This is a genomic window from Leptothrix ochracea (genome assembly GCF_041083635.1).
Classification (GTDB): Bacteria; Pseudomonadota; Gammaproteobacteria; order Burkholderiales; family Burkholderiaceae_C; genus Sphaerotilus; species Sphaerotilus ochraceus.
Window position 1 is genome coordinate 1 of the sequence record NZ_JBFPHB010000040.1, and the last position, 15,851, is coordinate 15,851.

The following is a 15,851-nucleotide window of genomic DNA, read 5'->3' on the forward strand; positions in this document are numbered from 1 at the left end:
GCCCACCAAGCTGGCGTTGAGCAGTTCAGCCGCGCTGACAGCCAGCAGCAACTCGGGACTGGCGGTCACGGTCACGAGCACCACGCCGACCATCTGCTCGGTCACGGCCGTGGGCACGGCCTTCACCGTCTTTAGCGGGACACGGGCCGGGACCTGCACGCTGGCCGCCAATCAAGCGGGCAACAGCGCATGGAAGGCGGCGACCCAAGTCACGGCCAAGATCAGCGTCAAATAAGCCGATTACCAAGCCGCCTGGAAAGAGTCCGGCTTGAAGCGTGGATCGCTGGTGATGGCATGCAGATCCACAAATTCAAAGTCGCTCATTTTCAGACCTTGGATTTGCTTGATGGCCACGCTGCTCCACCGCACACTGGGCTCACCTTGGATGAAGAAGTCCGAGCCCAAATCAGCCACGTAGACCCCGTGCTGCTGCATCGCCCGAGCCAAGGTTCGGGCTTGGGCTGCCCAATAAAACGGCGGTTGGAAATCAGCCTTCAGACGCATCACCGCCCCCAAGGGAATGCCGTGGTTCACGGCGTTGCCGGCGGTGTGACCCGCTGGCCAAACAAACTTGTTGTCGAGCACACCGTCGCGGAAGGTCACTCGCAAGGCGTGGTGAATCTCACCCACATCGGCCTCATCGATGCGTGCCAGCAGCGGCAGAATCGGCAAGCCCCCCGCATCCGCTGACGTCCACCCCTTAGGCCGCATCGCCAATGAGCCCAAGTCCCAAGCGGCCGTCGAATACGACTTCCATTGACCCGCGACTTGGTAGGCAAAGTAACTTTCCCAGAGTCGGCACGTGGCACCGCGTTCCAGCACCAACACATGGCGATCACCACAGGTTTCGGGATCATTGCAGTGACCATGTTCCGCTTTGATCACAGCATCCAAGGGATAGGGGAAGCGGCGCTCCGTGACCGGGACGGTCGAACAACCGCGACGCATCGACATCGTGCCGTTCGTCAGAACAGCACAGTCACTCTCTGCTGGGACACCCGCCCCATTGCCATCACGTGGATCGACGATCTCGTAGGCTTGAACAGGCCACGCCGTGGTGGCCGGGCTGCCATCGATCACGTTGTAGGGAATGCCGTAGTAACTACCCGGCTGATTGGCATCCTCGCTGGTGCCCCAATCCGCGTGAAGCTGCCTGGCAGCGCCCACCGATTTGATCCACTTGGCACTGCTGGCGTGCACCGGGAAACGCGCTGGATCATCGATACGCTGATTGAAGATCGCGCTTTGCGGAAAGATCGTGCACCCGGCCACCACCGGCGGTGTTTGGGCTTCGACACCACCGGATGCGGCCACCACCCCAAGGGTCATGGCCGCCACGGCGACCCAGCGAGGCATCGCCCAAGTCGATGACGGTGTGAAGGGATGAGCACAGGCCTCAAGCGCAAGAGGCCCTTGAACATGCGAGCGATTCGGCTTCATAACAACTCCGAGAATCAAAGAGCGGATGGATCGATGGGGACACAAAACCATCCTACGCTCGCACCAACACCCATCACCATGGCCTTTGCAACGATGCGTGCGTAAGAAGCCGCACATCGTTACAGAGCGAGGGCCGCAAGCCTCACAAACCCTCAGCCACCAAGGCTTCACGCACCGCTGGAAGTTGCCGCCGCGAGACAGTCAACCATTCATCGACCTCGGCAATCAACACCGACCAAAGCTCGCCACCATCACGCTCATCGTCACTGTCAGGGGCCGCAGCAGGACGGCGCATCAATTCCCGAATCGCCTGACGCGCCACCAACGCATTGCGATGCACACGCAAAAAGCGCGGGCCCAAACGGGGTTCAAGATCGGTCAGCGACTCATCCAGCACAAAGATGCTGCGGGCGGTTCGCAGCGTCACGTACTTGAGCTCGGCCTTGAGATAGAGCACCTCGGTCAAAGGCACACGAATGACCTGACCGCGCACGCTGACCATGATGGCGGGCTCTTCCTCCAAGCCCATGGGATGGGTGGTCTCAACCATCGTTCGAGGCGCTCGCCCCAAGCGATGCATCACCCGCATCAACGCCTCTTGCAAGCGAACACGTCGCACGGGTTTGGTCAGGTAATCGAACGCCTCGACGTCAAAAGCAGCCAGAGCATGTTCAGGATGAGCGGTGACAAACACCACCGCTGGCACGTCGTGCCAGTGGCGCAAGCGCTCAGCCAAGGCCAAGCCGTCCAAGCCCGGCATACGGATATCCAACAGCAATAAATCAGCGCGATGCTGCGATAACCACTGTAGGGCAGCAGCTGCACTGCCGGCCTCACCCACCACGGTGACTGTCGGCACCACCATATCGGCCAACAGTTGGCGCAGCCGCAGCCGAGCCAACGGCTCGTCATCGATCAAGAAGATCCGCAGGGCAGGCGCGACATCGCTGGAAGAAGACAACATGGCCGTACCCTCTCCTATATCGCCTCATCCAGTTCAATAACGCCCCGTCAGCGGCACACCAATGCGGATACGAAAGCTGGTGGTGCCCACACGACTGACCTCGAAACGCAGACTCACGTCATGCATCAGGATGAGCCGCTCGCGCACGTTACGCAACGCCACGCCCATCCCCGCCTTACCCGGCACCGGAGGCACCGTGTTGCTGATCTCGATGCGAGCTTGGCCTTGACGCGCCCGGGTACGGATACGGATCTCACCGCCGGTTTCTGAGGGTTCAATACCGTGTTTGACGGCGTTTTCCACCAGCGGCTGCAACACCAAGACCGGCAGCAAGGCGGAGTGGGCCGCTGGGTCAAGCTCCCAACGAACTTTCATCCGCTCACCAAAACGCACCCGTTCAATCTCTAGATAACGCTTGGCCAGCGCCAGCTCCTCGCCCAAGGTCTGCGTGGCGGAAGAGCTGGCCAAGGCGGCGCGAAACAACTCCGCCAAGTCCTCCATCACCGACTCCGCCCGCTCAGGGTCGGATCGCACCAAGGCGATCGCGCTGTTGAGCGCATTGAAGAGGAAATGCGGTTGGATGCGCGACTGCAACTCGGCCAAGCGCGCCGCTGCCGCCGCTGGCAACTGCAAACCGGCTCGCTGACGCAACCACAAGAACAACGCCGCAGACAGCGCCATGCCCACCGCAAGTGGCGGCCACCAACCCAACTCCACCACGGGAGCCAAGTCCAACAAAACCATCTGCCCCCAACCGTAGATGGCACAGATGGCCCCCAACAAAATCGCCGCCACCCACTGCGCACCGACCGTTTGGGCAGCCAGCTTGCGACGGCCCAAACAAGCCAAAATCAACCAAGCCAACGTTGCCGGCAAGGTCATGGTGGCCGCGACGGCCCCGTTGGCAAGCCAAGCCAACCAATCCTGAGAGGTGAAAAGTAGCCCTAACGTCACCGTGCCATGCACAAACAGCACCGCGCGCAGCACCACGCCAACATGGCAAACATCAAAGGCCGACATGGCCAGTTTGACTTTACGAATCACCGGCATGGCCGGCAACCGACGGCTGCGACTTTTCCCTTGGCGAGCGTCATAACTTGATGAGCCGTCACGCCCGCCCCCCGAGCGCTCATCGGCAGAAGCACGCACCTGCGCCGATCCCGATCGATGACGGTAGCTCTCGCCGCCGACATCCCCTGGGGCGGTGTGCACCAAGGGCTGGGTCGGCTCGATGGGAAAATCCAGTAAGGGGTCTCGTGTCGGCATCGACGGCTGAATCAACGACCGCACCAGCGTGCAACGCCGGAAGCAATCTCTAAAATTTCCACAACTGTGCGAATTGTCGCTAACCTCGCGGCCCTAGCCCACGCATTTCGGGCTTAACAATTGATTTTCATCGGGTTCGGGGGGGAGCAAACCCCTTCCCACAGCCTCCAGAACGAATTCAAAGCTGCGAGCCCTCTATCAGAACACGTCCAGAACATGAACCGCAACCAACTCGACAAGAAATCCCAAGCCTGGTCCGCCCTGTTTTCTGAACCCATGAGCGAACTGGTCAAGCGTTACACCGCCAGCGTGTTCTTTGACAAGCGTCTTTGGCAAGCAGATATCGACGGTAGCTTGGCGCACGCCGAGATGCTCGCAGCACAAGGCATCATCAGCGCACAGGACTTGGCCGACATCCAACGCGGCATGGGCCAGATCCGCGCTGAGATTGAGTCCGGCACCTTCGCGTGGAAGTTGGATCTGGAAGACGTGCACCTGAACATTGAGGCCCGCCTGACCAGCTTGGTGGGCGACGCGGGCAAACGCCTGCACACAGGTCGTAGCCGCAACGATCAAGTGGCCACCGATGTGCGTCTGTGGCTGCGCGGCGAGATCGACGCCACCGCCTTGCTGCTTGACGAGATGCAACGCGCCCTCGTCCATGTGGCGAGCCAAAACGTCGAGGTGATCCTGCCGGGCTTCACGCACTTGCAAGTCGCCCAGCCGGTGAGCTTCGCGCACCACTTGCTGGCTTATGTGGAGATGTTCGCGCGTGACGCTGAACGTTTGGCCGATCTGCGCAAGCGCGTCAACCGCCTGCCGCTGGGCTCGGCGGCGCTGGCCGGCACCAGTTATCCGCTGGACCGCGAACGCGTCGCACGCACGCTCGGCTTCGAAGCCGTCTGCCAAAACAGCCTTGACGCCGTCAGCGACCGTGATTTTGCCATCGAGTTCACCAGCTTTGCGACGTTGGTGATGGTGCACGTCTCCCGACTGGCCGAAGAAATCGTGGTCTGGATGAGCCAAAACTTCGGCTTCATCAACCTCTCGGACCGCTATTGCACCGGCTCAAGCATCATGCCGCAGAAGCGCAACCCCGATGTGGCCGAGCTGGCCCGAGGCAAGTCGGGCCGCGTGGTCGGTCATCTGATGGGTCTGATCACCTTGATGAAGGGTCAACCGCTGGCCTACAACAAGGACAACCAAGAAGACAAGGAGCCGCTCTTTGACACGGTCGATACCGTCAAAGACACGCTGCGCATCATGGCCGAGATGATCGGCGGCGAAGTCGCCAGTGACGGCAGCCGCGCTGGCGGCCTGACGGTGAAAAAAGACGCCATGGAGCGCGCTGCGCTCAAGGGCTACGCCACCGCGACCGACTTGGCCGACTACTTGGTCAAGAAGGGCCTGCCTTTCCGTGACGCCCACGAAGTGGTGGCACACGCTGTGAAAGACGCCATCGCTCTGGGCAAAGATTTGTCTGAGTTGCCGCTGGAGACGCTACAGAGCTACAACGCGAGCATCACCGCCGATGTGCATGAAGCGCTGACGCTGGCTGGCTCGCTCAACGCCCGCAACACCTTGGGTGGCACGGCACCGAGCCAAGTGCGAGCACAGATTGCGCGCCACCAGGCGCGACTGGCATGAGCCTGCTGAGCAACCCCTGCCTGAACTGCGGCGCTTGCTGTGCTTGCTTTCGGGTGGACTTTGCCAGCGAAGAACTCTCAAGTCAGGGTGGCCATGTCCCGGACGGACTGGCCGTGGATCTGCTCCCGGGCCTGATGCGCCTGCGCGGCACCGACCACGCCCAACCACGCTGCGCAGCGCTGATGGGCAAAGTCGGTGAACACACCACCTGTGGCATTTACGAATGGCGCCCCTCCCCCTGTCGAGAGTTCAGTGCCGGCGAGCCGGCCTGCAACCGCGCCCGCCGCCGTTACGGCCTAGCACCCCTATGAAGAAGCCTTGTTGTAAAAAAACCGCTTGCCCCACGGCATGCATCACAACGTCAGAAAAAGTCCCTCATTTATCACGCACTGGGTGTTGATTTAACAACTATTCAACACATCGATAAACTTTATCCACGGATACTTTGAAACCTGAGCCAACCAAGCCCCTCAGGTTTTCGGAGTCTATCCATGCCAAAGTTAAGCGCGCTGGCCATTTCCATCGGAATGGCTTTTTATCTCTCTGGATGCGGTATGTCCACCAACCCGGCCCATGGGACATCAAGCGGTATCTTTGTGGATGACATTATCATCGGCGCGACGGTATTTTGCGATCAAAATAACAATGGCATTTTAGAGGCCGGTGAAACCTCATCTGTCACCGATCAAAACGGTCAATTTGTTTTCTCCTCGACATGCGCCGCGCCGATTGTTTCTGTCGCGGGCACCGGCATCGACAAAACAACGCAGCGCGCACCCCAGGGTTCTTATCGCGCCCTCGCCGGTTCGAGCGTGATTTCCCCCTTCACCACCATGCAGGTTGAAAGCGGTCTATCGACGCCCGACTTCCAAGCGGTGATGCAGACCATGGGTTTGGGGGTTCAAGATCCCGCCACCTTCAATCCGGTGGCTCAACCGGCACAAACGGCCATGGCAGCGGCGGCGGCGGCAAAAATCCTCAATGACATTGCAGAAACGTCCGTGGCGGCCGGTGGAAGCGGTGAGACGGCATTTCGAGAATCAGCCAAAACCCTCACGCAAGAAATTCTCAAGCAAAACCAAAGCACAGTATCTGGTGCATCGATCTTCTCGGACACCACCGTGATATCAGGAGTGATTCAACGCACCGCCCGTCGCGGTCTTGACCACATCGCTGCTTGGTCGGCGAATCAGAAAGATAATGCCGCCTCCATTGCCTCACAAGGCATTGCATCCTCAGTCGGCGTGATTCTTACCAAGAAGAATATGCCGGACGCCGCCGATATTTTGCGCAATGGGGCCGTACCGACACTGATTACCCAGACCAACCTGTCTAATGCCCAATCCGTGAGTGTTGCTGTCTCAACGATCAGAACCGCTGTGCAAGCAGCGCAATATATCTACGTCGCCCAAGATCAGATGCTGATCACGCCCACCCAAGGCCCAGCCATCACCGCCACCTTGGCGGACTTCACCGCCACCGGCCTCAATCTCCGTGGCCAAACACTCAGCAGCCTCGCCAGCATCGAGCTGCCTTTACGCAGCACGGCCTTTGCCTTGCCAGAGGGTCGCACTGAATTCGCTTTGGGTTTGACGGTCACGGATCGCCACAGCCTGAAAAAGCTCGAAGTGCTGCTCGACCGCGTGCAATTGCAGCGTGATCCAGCGGACCTCACCCGTCTAAGCATCGTGGTTCCGGCGGGGGCCCAATTGCACGCCTACGCTCGCAGCGCCAGCGGCATCGAAGTCGGCACCGAAGGCCAAGGCATCGTCAACGTCGGCGCTGACGTGATCCAAACCGCCGGGGCCATCAGCTTGAGCACCAGCCCGGCACGTCTCCAAGCCTTGCTGCTGCGCCAGTTTCCGGCCCAAGCTCAAGCCTTGGATAGCTTGCTCAACACCACCGGAGACTTTGATCTACAGATCGTGCTCGGTGGCTTGATCCTGCGCCAAGCCGATGGCACCGCGCTAGCCACGGGCACGATGCGCGTCACTCGCTCGGGCCCGATCATCAGCGGACCGAGCCTCGCCGGTCTGTTGCACTTCTGATGGTTAGAACGGATGCCCTTAGACGCCCTGCTTCAGGCGGCCTCGGTCGGCTTTGGCGGGGCCAAGGCTTCAAATCCGGTGCAGATCGAGGTCATGCGCGACTTGGTCAACTCACAGATCGATGTCTTTCAGATACGTGGACAAGACCCGGCACTCCAAGGCACACACATCGGTGACTATGCCGGCCAACACGTCCGTGGCCTGCTGAGAACTCATGCCGATCGCTTGCGTTTGGAGGGCCAAGTTTGGCAACGCAACATGCAAGATCGAGACAGTGTCATTCGGGTCACCAGTTGGCAAACGGGGGTGCAATGGCGCATGAACGACGATCGGAGTGCAGATCAGTCCTACGCTGTACGGCTCTCCAGCTGGGGCAATCAGTCTCAAGCCATTGAGCGCGCCAGCACCCTGAGTCTGCAAGCCATGGGCTTGCGAGCCACGGTGCAACAGATCCGCATCGATCAACCACGCGACACCCAGCTGCAAGCTGATTTGATCGGTAGCTGGCGCGCGTACCGACTCTCGGCCTTTGTCGGCGCAGGTCAAAGCCGCGTCGATCACAGCGACATCTCGGGTCAGGCGACGTTGTCGGGATGCACCTATCGCTTGCAGTTCGATACCACGGCCCTCATCGCTCGGCCCGCGCCAAGTTGCCCCAGTCCGATGACGGTGCGTGTACCGCTGAACCTGTTGCCGTTTGATCTTCAAGGCGAGACCCGTTACCAAGCGCGTTTTTGGCATCTCGGCGGCTCTTGGTCGCTGCCGATGCCGCCCTCATGGTCGATGCAACTCGGCTACGAACATCAGCGACTCGACCGCGATCACATCGATCGCCTGATCACGCAACGCGGTGGTCGTCCCGTCGATCGCAACCACATCGGCATCGCCCAAATGGGGTATCAGATCGAACCCGGCTGGTCGCTGGTGGTCCGCGCTCAAGTGATGACCCAATCTTGGGTCGGCGAGATGCCAATGAGCTACAACACGCTCACCGCGCAACACATGGACCATCTCTATGGCTGGCTCAGCACCGGTATTCAAGCCGATTTTTGAACCCATGGAGGGCGCGCATGACAGCAGTATCGGCCACAATAGCGCCCCTCAATAGCGCATAAATAGCACCCCTACAGCGCTCATATGGCGGGTCCTACATTCATGGCACACACTCGCCGATCGTTCAGAGCATCCCAAGCAAGGCGTAGCCTATGGCTGGTTGGGATCTTGGGCTGCTGCGTTGTCTCCCACGGGACGCTCGCCGCAACGCCCAGCGATGACGCCCCTGAAACCGGACATGTGACTTGGCAAACGGATCTGGATGCGCCGGATGATTTAAAGCCGTTGCTGGATAAATACCTCGATCTAAGTCGCTTCAAACGACTGGGCAATGACCGCATTGCCCGCAGCGAACTGCAACGATTGATCGCAGCAACACCATCGCAAGTCCGGGGATTGCTCGAAACCGAAGGTTATTTCGGTAGCACCGCCCATGTTGAGATGCTCGCTACGCCAGCCGTGACGCATCTGCATCTCAAAGTGCACGTTGTCCTTGGCCCCATCACACGCGTGGAAGCTTTTCATCTCGACGTGCAAGGGGCTTTGGCCGAACGCGCCGCGCTTCCAACCACAGCAAGCGTCGATCCTGATGCCGTCGAAATAGCCCCATCGGTGCTGATGGCTCGACTGCATGACAAATGGGCCCTGCAACCAGGCCATCCCTTCACCCAAGCCTCATGGAGTGATGCCAAGGCCACCTTGATCGCGTTGTTGCGTGCCCAAGGCTATACGCATGCAGCTTGGAAAAGTACCCATGCCCAGATCGATCCCATCAACCATCAAGCCACCTTGACCTTGGTGTTGGACAGTGGCCCGCTATATCGCATCGGTCGCATCAGTGTCAACGGGCTGGAACACGTCAACTATGACGGGATCTTTCCCTTGTTTACCTTCGGTGAGGGCGAGCCGCTGCGTGAAAAACCGCTGCTTGACTTCCAAGACCGGCTCGTCAAAACCACCTTGTTTGAAACGGTCGGCGTCACCTTCAACCCTGACGCCAATCACCCCGAGTCGGTACCGATCACGATCAACCTGCGTGAACGGGCTTTGCACCAAACCACGGTCGGTCTGGGTTACTCCGACAACGCCGGGCCACGCGTCACGTTCGAACACCTGCATCAACGCTTTGCCAATCAACCTTGGCAAGGCAAAACCAAAGTGCAATGGGGTCGGACGGAACAACTGGTCTCGCTGGATCTGACTTCCCATCCCGTGCTGGGCCCCTTTCGCAATCTGCTGTCCGGCGCCCTCTCGCAAACGGAAGCCGGGGGCTTGGTGATCACCAACGAGCGAGTCCGTGTGGGCCGAACTCAAGATAGCGAACGGATCGAACGCCTGTTCTATCTCGAATGGCTACGGGCCACCACGCGCCCCACCTATGGGACGAGCCTCACCGATGACTCCACCTCCGCCACCCTGAATTACCAATGGGTCTGGCGCAATCTCGATCACCCCATCTTGCCAACACAAGGGGTCGGTCTTTCCGCTGAAGCTGGCGTGGGGCGCTCGTTCCACACCCTCACGGACAGTGGCTACTTCTCACGCGGCACATTGCGCGTGACAGGGTATTACCCGCTGGGAGACTCATGGTACGGCCAAGGACGGATCCAACTGGGACAAGTTTTCTCGCCCATTCCAAGCACCAGCGTGCCCTACACCTTGCTTTTCCGAGCCGGTGGTGATGAGTCCATACGGGGCTATGCCTACCAATCCCTCGGCCCCCAAGCCTTGGATGGCACGGCGATTGGCGGTCATGTGCTGGGAACCACCAGCTTCGAGATCGCGCACCCCTTCACCCGCAATACACCGGCGTGGTGGTGGGCAGCCTTCTACGATGCAGGCCAAGCGGCCGTCAACTGGGCAGCGTTCAAACCCGATAAAGGCTATGGCTTGGGCGTGCGTTGGCGCAGTCCCGTGGGCCCGTTGCGCATTGATTTGGCGTGGGCCGAACGCCTTGAGCGTTTGCGTTTGCATTTCAGCATCGGCATCACCTTCTGAGCATGATCCCCACACCGCTGGCTCAGCCTGATCCCACACCCCCCACACCGCCATCACCCAGCACGGCCGCTGGCGGCGGTGGGGGAGCATGGCGGCGGCGCATCGCCAAGGCGGTGATCGTGCCGATGCTCCTGATCGGCGCGCTCTTGCTTGTCGTGGGCCTTTTGCTGGCCTTGCTGGTCAGCACCTCGTGGGGCACGCAAGCCGTGGCGAGCCTGGCACAACGCGTTGTGCCATCGCTCCATCTTGAGCACGCCGAAGGGGCCCTGTTGGGTCAAGGACAGATCCAACAGATCCGCTGGGCCATCAACCCCACCCAAACCTTGGTGATTGATCACGTGGATTGGCACTTGGACCGAATCAGCGTGGCGCCATGGCCTGTTTTGCACTTTGACCATGTGCGTGTCCAAAGTGTGACGTTGCATCACCCCACCCAAACATCCCCCCCACCACCCGCATCGCCCCTCATGCCCCCGAGCACACTGGTGCTCCCCATCGGACTGGAGATTGAGAACGTCACCCTGGAAACCTTGTCCCTTTCGGCCTTGGGCGATGAGCCTGTGCAACATCTCAAGGCACGGCTGTCGTTGGCTGCCGGCCCGTTGGGGCTGCACCACATCGACCGAGTGGAGGGTGCTTGGTCACATCTACGCTGGCAAGGCCATGGGCAGATCGCCTCGACGGCACCGTTCAAGTTGAACGTTGAAGCCACGATCGAGACGACCGCAACCGCGCCCATCGCTTGGCAAGCCCAAGCGATCGCCAAAGGGGGGCTCGAAACCATGACGGTGCAGGTCGATCTGCACGGATGGACCCAAACCCTTCAAGGCACAGCCACGGTCCAACCCTTTGCGCCATGGCCCTTGCCACAGTTGAATCTGCATACAGATCAACTCAATCTTGCGGCCCTGCACCCCCATGCGCCTCAGACCCTCCTCAGTGGCGATGTGCAAACGCAGTGGCAAGCCGCATCCATGCGCTGGCAAGTGCAGGCCGATCTGCGCAATGCCAAGCCGGACCGCCTTGACCGTCACGGTTTGCCAGTAAGTCGCTTGCAGTGCCACATGACGGCGCAACACAACCATGGCATCACCAGCGGTGATGTTCAAAACTTTGTGGCGGAACTGCACCGAGAACCGAACACCGCCGGCCCAGCCAAGATCGAGGGCCATGGTCAGTGGGTGCTTGATGAGCATCATCAACCTGAGCGTCTGAGCCTACAAGTTGACACCTACATCGCCCAACTGCATCCCGCCGACATCGATCGACATGGCCCAGCCTTCGAGATCACCGGCCCCTTGGCGGTCGAGGCGCAACTGCCTTGGCCACTGACCTCAACGGCCTGGCTCAAAGGGGCTTCAGATCTGTTCATGAGTGTGAAAGCCGATCTGCGTGGTCAGCAACTGGCGCCCCATGACGTGCCTGCGGTCCAACTTCAACTCAACGGTCGCATCACGCCACAGCGCCTACACATCGAACAACTTCACGCTCAAGCCGGGACGGCCATCCTCCATGCGCAAGGGCAATGGGAACACCAAGTGTCATCGGCGCAGCACCATGTCGGTGTGGATGCAACGCTCGAACATTTCGATCCACGCATCTGGTGGCCCGGGGACGCGGCTGAGCAACCGTGGCGAGCCCCCCCCACGCGCTTGGACGGCACGATCACGGCGGATCTACGCCAATCGACCGCCGTCTTTGACAGGCTCGATCGCTTGGATGCTTCGCCCGCGCTGATGAGCACCCTACAAGGCCACGCCCTGGTGCAACTCCGTGACAGCTTGCTGGCGGGCCTGGCGTTGACCGGCACCTTGCGTCTGCAAACCCAAGAAGGGGCGACACCCCAGAATGAACACGCCGCGCCTTGGCCCTTGAGCGTGGACACGAGCTGGCAACTGGGCGCCAAGCAAAACTCCACCGATATCAGCGTACGCGGTACTTGGCACACCGATCCCACCAACGATCAGTGGCACGTCAAACTCCACAGCCCCGCTTTGCAACGGCTCCAACCTTGGCTGAACCTCGTCGGCAGTTCAGCCGATATCGCGGGTGATTTGGACATGGACGTTGACATTCAGGGCCGCTGGCCTGATGCCTACGCCAGTGGTCATGCCCAAGCCCAAGACCTACAGATGGACCCGAACCATCGGGATCACAAGCCGGGGCTGCATCTGCAAAAGTTCAAAACCCGTTTTGATGCCGGCAGCCATCCTCGCGATCAACTCGATATCCAAGCAAGCCTTGGGGAAGCCTCTTGGCCGGGGCTGCATCTGGGGAGCACCGAACTGACGGTGCAAGGCAGCGCCAACCGCCACCGCTTGCAACTGCAATCGCTCGCCCAATTCTCCGACCCCACCACCGGCGAACTCAACAGCATGCTGCCCACGCCCTTGCGTATGGAGCTGTTGGCCGATGGACGCTGGCAACATCACCCCAGTCCCAACATCCACCCCGAGACCGCCAAGAGTGATTCCGGCAGTGATCACTGGGAAGGCGAGATTCAAGCTTTGCATCTGAAAGACGCCAAAGCGCCCGCATCGGCCCCGGATTTCTTGCAATTGGATCCAACCAGCCTGAGCTATCACCGTGATGAACGGTCTCAGACCTTCCGAATCCAGCCGACCCGGCTTCAATGGCTCGCCTTGCATTTGGTGCTGGATGAATGCCTGTTTCAAACCCAGGCCGACAGCACAACACCGCACCTCATCTTCCGATCAAGGTTGGAACCGCTTGAGATCGCCCCACTACTGGCACGCGCACAACCCGGTTTTGGCTGGGAGGGTGATTTGAAAATGGGCGGTCATGCCAATCTTTCGCTGGACCCACGCAATCTCTCGGCGGACATCGCCTTGGAGCGTCTGGCGGGTGACTTGCAGGTGAATGATCCAGACAATCCACTGGGCCCACAGCCCTTGGGACTGGCCGAATTGCGCTTGGCCTTACAGGGTCATCAAGGCCACTGGCAACTACAACAACACGTGGCTGGCGGCCATTTGGGCTCTTTAGAGGGCCAACAAAATCTCCAGACCCGCAGCACCCAATCTCCTTGGCCCACCAAGGAAGATGTGATCGATGGCAGTCTTGATGTGCGCATTGCTGAACTCGGTCGCTGGGGGCGATGGCTTCCTCCCGGCTGGCTTCTAAGCGGCAAGCTTGAAACCCAAGCACGCATTCAAGGTCAGTTGGGCAATCCCAACCTTCGTGGAGACATGCATGGCACCAAGATTGGCATCCAAAACGCGCTGAACGGCATCGATTGGCACGATGCGGAATTGAAAGCCACCCTGACAGGCAACACCGCGCACATCGAAACATTGACGATGAAAGCTGGGGAGGGCCACGTGCAAGCCAGTGGCGATCTGGTCCTCAATGCCAGCCATCCCCACGCACACATGACCGCAACGGCACAACGTTTTGCCTTGCTACAGCGGGTGGATCGTCGTGTGGTGGTGAGCGGCACCACCCAGATAGAGATCGATCAACAACGCACGTCGATTCAAGGGGCGCTGCGTGCCGATGAAGGTCACATCGACTTCAGTCAAGGAGATGCCCCGGGTTTGTCGGATGACGTGTTGGTCAGCACCGCCCATGGCCTACCCCGGCAGACCAAGCGCACTGAAGACGCGCCGCCCCGCAGTCCCACAGCATCAGCGCGCAATACCGTGGTCGATATGAAACTCGATATGGGTGATGCCTTTACCGTGCAAGGCCGAGGCCTTCACACCGCGCTTGTGGGCTCACTCGCCTTGTCCAACCCAGGAGGAAAACTGGCGATCCACGGCACCATTCATACCGGTGACGATGGCACCTATTCCGCCTACGGACAAAAACTGGCGATCGATCGAGGACGGATGACTTTCACGGGCCCCCCCAGCAATCCACAACTGGATATCGAAGCCACACGACCAGATATCGATGAAGTCCGGGTCGGCGTGGCTGTCACGGGTACCGTCGAAAACATGCGTGTTCGCCTGTTCAGCGATCCGGCGTTGAACGACACCGACAAACTCTCATGGCTCATCTTGGGCCGGGCCCCCGATGGACTCGGGCGCACGGATTTGGCGCTGCTGCAACGTGCGGCCTATGCATTGATCTCCGGTGAGGGGGACAGTCCTTCCCTGCTCGAACGTGTGGGGCTTGATCAGGTCTCGGTGCGCAAATCTGACGGTGATGCCGCAGAAACCGTGGTGTCTTTGGGCAAACAACTCTCAAGACGCTGGTATGTCGGCTACGAACGAAGCCTGAACGCCGCCTCAGGGACGTGGCAACTGATCTACCGTATTGCGCAGCGCTTCACGCTGCGGGCCCAATCAGGATCAGATCGGGCCATCGATCTGATTTGGATCTGGCGCTGGCGCCCGCCTGAACCCGTGATCGAACCCACCCCGGCAGCCCCAGAAATCACCAAGGATGGGCCTCAAGGCGTTTGAGGGTGGGTCTTGAAATCGGCGACAAAAAGATCGAGGCTGTCATCCATGCTTTGGGTACTCGCCCACATCAGGTAGGGGAAATGCCCAAAACGCAAGGCCAAGGCTTCACGAGCCTGAGCCTCACTGCGACCATGCGTTAACAAATAAAGTGCCACGACCAATCCCGTCCGGTCGGCCCCCGCTTCGCAGTGAATCAGCAGCGGTTTAGGCGCTTGCTCGATCAGCGCAAGAATCTCTTTCATCTGTGCGAGTGTGACGGGTGCATTGGCCGAGATACCGTAGTCGAGATGGGTGATCCCGATGGCCTTGGTCACAGCGATCTCCTCCTCGTACCAATCTTGGCCCGGACGCAACCCACGCAGATTGAGCATGGCGCGCGCGCCAGAGGCCTCGACCCGGGACTTGATCTGGTCGCCATTCATCTGCGCTGAGCGATACAAAACGCCCGGGATGACCGTGTGGAAGTTGCGGTCGTGCTGGGTCCAGAGATACCAGCCCCCGATCGCCAAGAAGAAAAGCACCCCCAGCACCCCCAGAGTCAGTGCGCTCATCAGTGCACGGCGCATCCCCTTGGACATGGTTAACTTCATGGTTTTCAGGCGAGGATGCAATCAGGAAGATGTGGTGCCTTCGGCAGGAATCGAACCTGCGACCTATCCCTTCATCCCACTTCGGCTTTCGCCGCCGCATGCGTATAGGTGACTCATGCGTTCGTGGTCTGGACTATGCCTTGACCCTAGACATGCCTCGCATGTCGTTAGGCCGGAACCGTCTAGTCTCTACACCTTCTCAACACCAGCAAGGCATTGAACTTGGCTCGGCGTTGTCGTCTGCATCATCAGGACGAGTTCACCGACTTTGATTCCATTCACGTCATCGCTTTCGCCGATGGGTGCCCAACTTGTTCAGGAGGGGATCGCTCTATCCACTGAGCTACGGAGGCGTGGCGCGCATTCTAACTGCCTTGGCGAATCGATCTCAAGCCGGATAAGGACTTGCATGGGC

General features: G+C 59.8%; 10 protein-coding genes and 1 pseudogene. 7 read left to right on the top strand and 4 right to left on the bottom strand.

What is annotated here, in order from left to right; all coding sequences use genetic code 11:
* Window positions 1-235 (top strand): annotated as a pseudogene (locus AB3X39_RS12450) (hypothetical protein); the annotation flags it as partial.
* Between the two features lie 5 nt (window positions 236-240).
* Here the strand turns inward: AB3X39_RS12450 and AB3X39_RS12455 are convergent.
* From AB3X39_RS12455 to AB3X39_RS12465, 3 genes are all read right to left on the bottom strand, one after another.
* On the bottom strand, window positions 241-1,440 hold the full coding sequence (locus tag AB3X39_RS12455) for a hypothetical protein (RefSeq protein WP_369417705.1): 1,200 nt from the start codon (window positions 1,438-1,440) through the stop codon (window positions 241-243).
* 142 nt (window positions 1,441-1,582) lie between these two features.
* The gene (locus AB3X39_RS12460; RefSeq protein ID WP_369417706.1) at window positions 1,583-2,404 is read right to left on the bottom strand and encodes a LytR/AlgR family response regulator transcription factor; all 822 of its coding nucleotides are present in this window, start codon (window positions 2,402-2,404) and stop codon (window positions 1,583-1,585) included.
* A 33-nt stretch (window positions 2,405-2,437) separates the two neighbouring features.
* Window positions 2,438-3,670 (bottom strand): sensor histidine kinase, encoded by a 1,233-nt coding sequence (locus tag AB3X39_RS12465; protein WP_369417707.1) that lies wholly within the window; start codon window positions 3,668-3,670, stop codon window positions 2,438-2,440.
* 216 nt (window positions 3,671-3,886) lie between these two features.
* Between AB3X39_RS12465 and argH the strand changes: the two genes are divergently transcribed.
* From argH to AB3X39_RS12495, 6 genes are all read left to right on the top strand, one after another.
* On the top strand, window positions 3,887-5,317 hold the full coding sequence (gene argH, locus AB3X39_RS12470) for an argininosuccinate lyase (protein WP_369417708.1): 1,431 nt from the start codon (window positions 3,887-3,889) through the stop codon (window positions 5,315-5,317).
* A complete protein-coding gene (locus AB3X39_RS12475; RefSeq protein ID WP_369417709.1) occupies window positions 5,314-5,628 on the top strand; it encodes a YkgJ family cysteine cluster protein in 315 nt (104 codons plus the stop codon). The genes argH and AB3X39_RS12475 overlap by 4 nt, the downstream gene beginning before the upstream one ends.
* A gap of 522 nt (window positions 5,629-6,150) precedes the next feature.
* On the top strand, window positions 6,151-7,365 hold the full coding sequence (locus AB3X39_RS12480) for a hypothetical protein (RefSeq protein ID WP_369417710.1): 1,215 nt from the start codon (window positions 6,151-6,153) through the stop codon (window positions 7,363-7,365).
* 12 nt (window positions 7,366-7,377) lie between these two features.
* The gene (locus tag AB3X39_RS12485; RefSeq protein WP_369417711.1) at window positions 7,378-8,418 is read left to right on the top strand and encodes a hypothetical protein; all 1,041 of its coding nucleotides are present in this window, start codon (window positions 7,378-7,380) and stop codon (window positions 8,416-8,418) included.
* Between the two features lie 240 nt (window positions 8,419-8,658).
* Complete coding sequence (locus tag AB3X39_RS12490) at window positions 8,659-10,416, top strand: autotransporter assembly complex protein TamA (protein WP_369417712.1); 1,758 nt, start codon at window positions 8,659-8,661, stop codon at window positions 10,414-10,416.
* Window positions 10,417-10,418: 2 nt separating this feature from the next.
* Entirely contained in the window at window positions 10,419-14,846 is a 4,428-nt protein-coding gene (locus AB3X39_RS12495) for a translocation/assembly module TamB domain-containing protein (RefSeq protein ID WP_369417713.1), read from the top strand.
* Here the strand turns inward: AB3X39_RS12495 and AB3X39_RS12500 are convergent.
* Complete coding sequence (locus AB3X39_RS12500) at window positions 14,834-15,424, bottom strand: phosphatase domain-containing protein (protein WP_369417714.1); 591 nt, start codon at window positions 15,422-15,424, stop codon at window positions 14,834-14,836. The genes AB3X39_RS12495 and AB3X39_RS12500 overlap by 13 nt on opposite strands.
* Window positions 15,425-15,851: the final 427 nt, after the last annotated feature.

Bases quoted from the DNA above. Each gene is read 5' to 3' on its own strand.
- AB3X39_RS12455 (WP_369417705.1), bottom strand. From the start codon at position 1,440: ATGAAGCCGAATCGCTCGCATGTTCAAGGGCCTCTTGCGCTTGAGGCC.
- AB3X39_RS12460 (WP_369417706.1), bottom strand. From the start codon at position 2,404: ATGTTGTCTTCTTCCAGCGATGTCGCGCCTGCCCTGCGGATCTTCTTG.
- AB3X39_RS12465 (WP_369417707.1), bottom strand. From the start codon at position 3,670: ATGCCGACACGAGACCCCTTACTGGATTTTCCCATCGAGCCGACCCAG.
- argH (WP_369417708.1), top strand. From the start codon at position 3,887: ATGAACCGCAACCAACTCGACAAGAAATCCCAAGCCTGGTCCGCCCTG.
- AB3X39_RS12475 (WP_369417709.1), top strand. From the start codon at position 5,314: ATGAGCCTGCTGAGCAACCCCTGCCTGAACTGCGGCGCTTGCTGTGCT.
- AB3X39_RS12480 (WP_369417710.1), top strand. From the start codon at position 6,151: ATGCAGGTTGAAAGCGGTCTATCGACGCCCGACTTCCAAGCGGTGATG.
- AB3X39_RS12485 (WP_369417711.1), top strand. From the start codon at position 7,378: ATGCCCTTAGACGCCCTGCTTCAGGCGGCCTCGGTCGGCTTTGGCGGG.
- AB3X39_RS12495 (WP_369417713.1), top strand. From the start codon at position 10,419: ATGATCCCCACACCGCTGGCTCAGCCTGATCCCACACCCCCCACACCG.
- AB3X39_RS12500 (WP_369417714.1), bottom strand. From the start codon at position 15,424: ATGTCCAAGGGGATGCGCCGTGCACTGATGAGCGCACTGACTCTGGGG.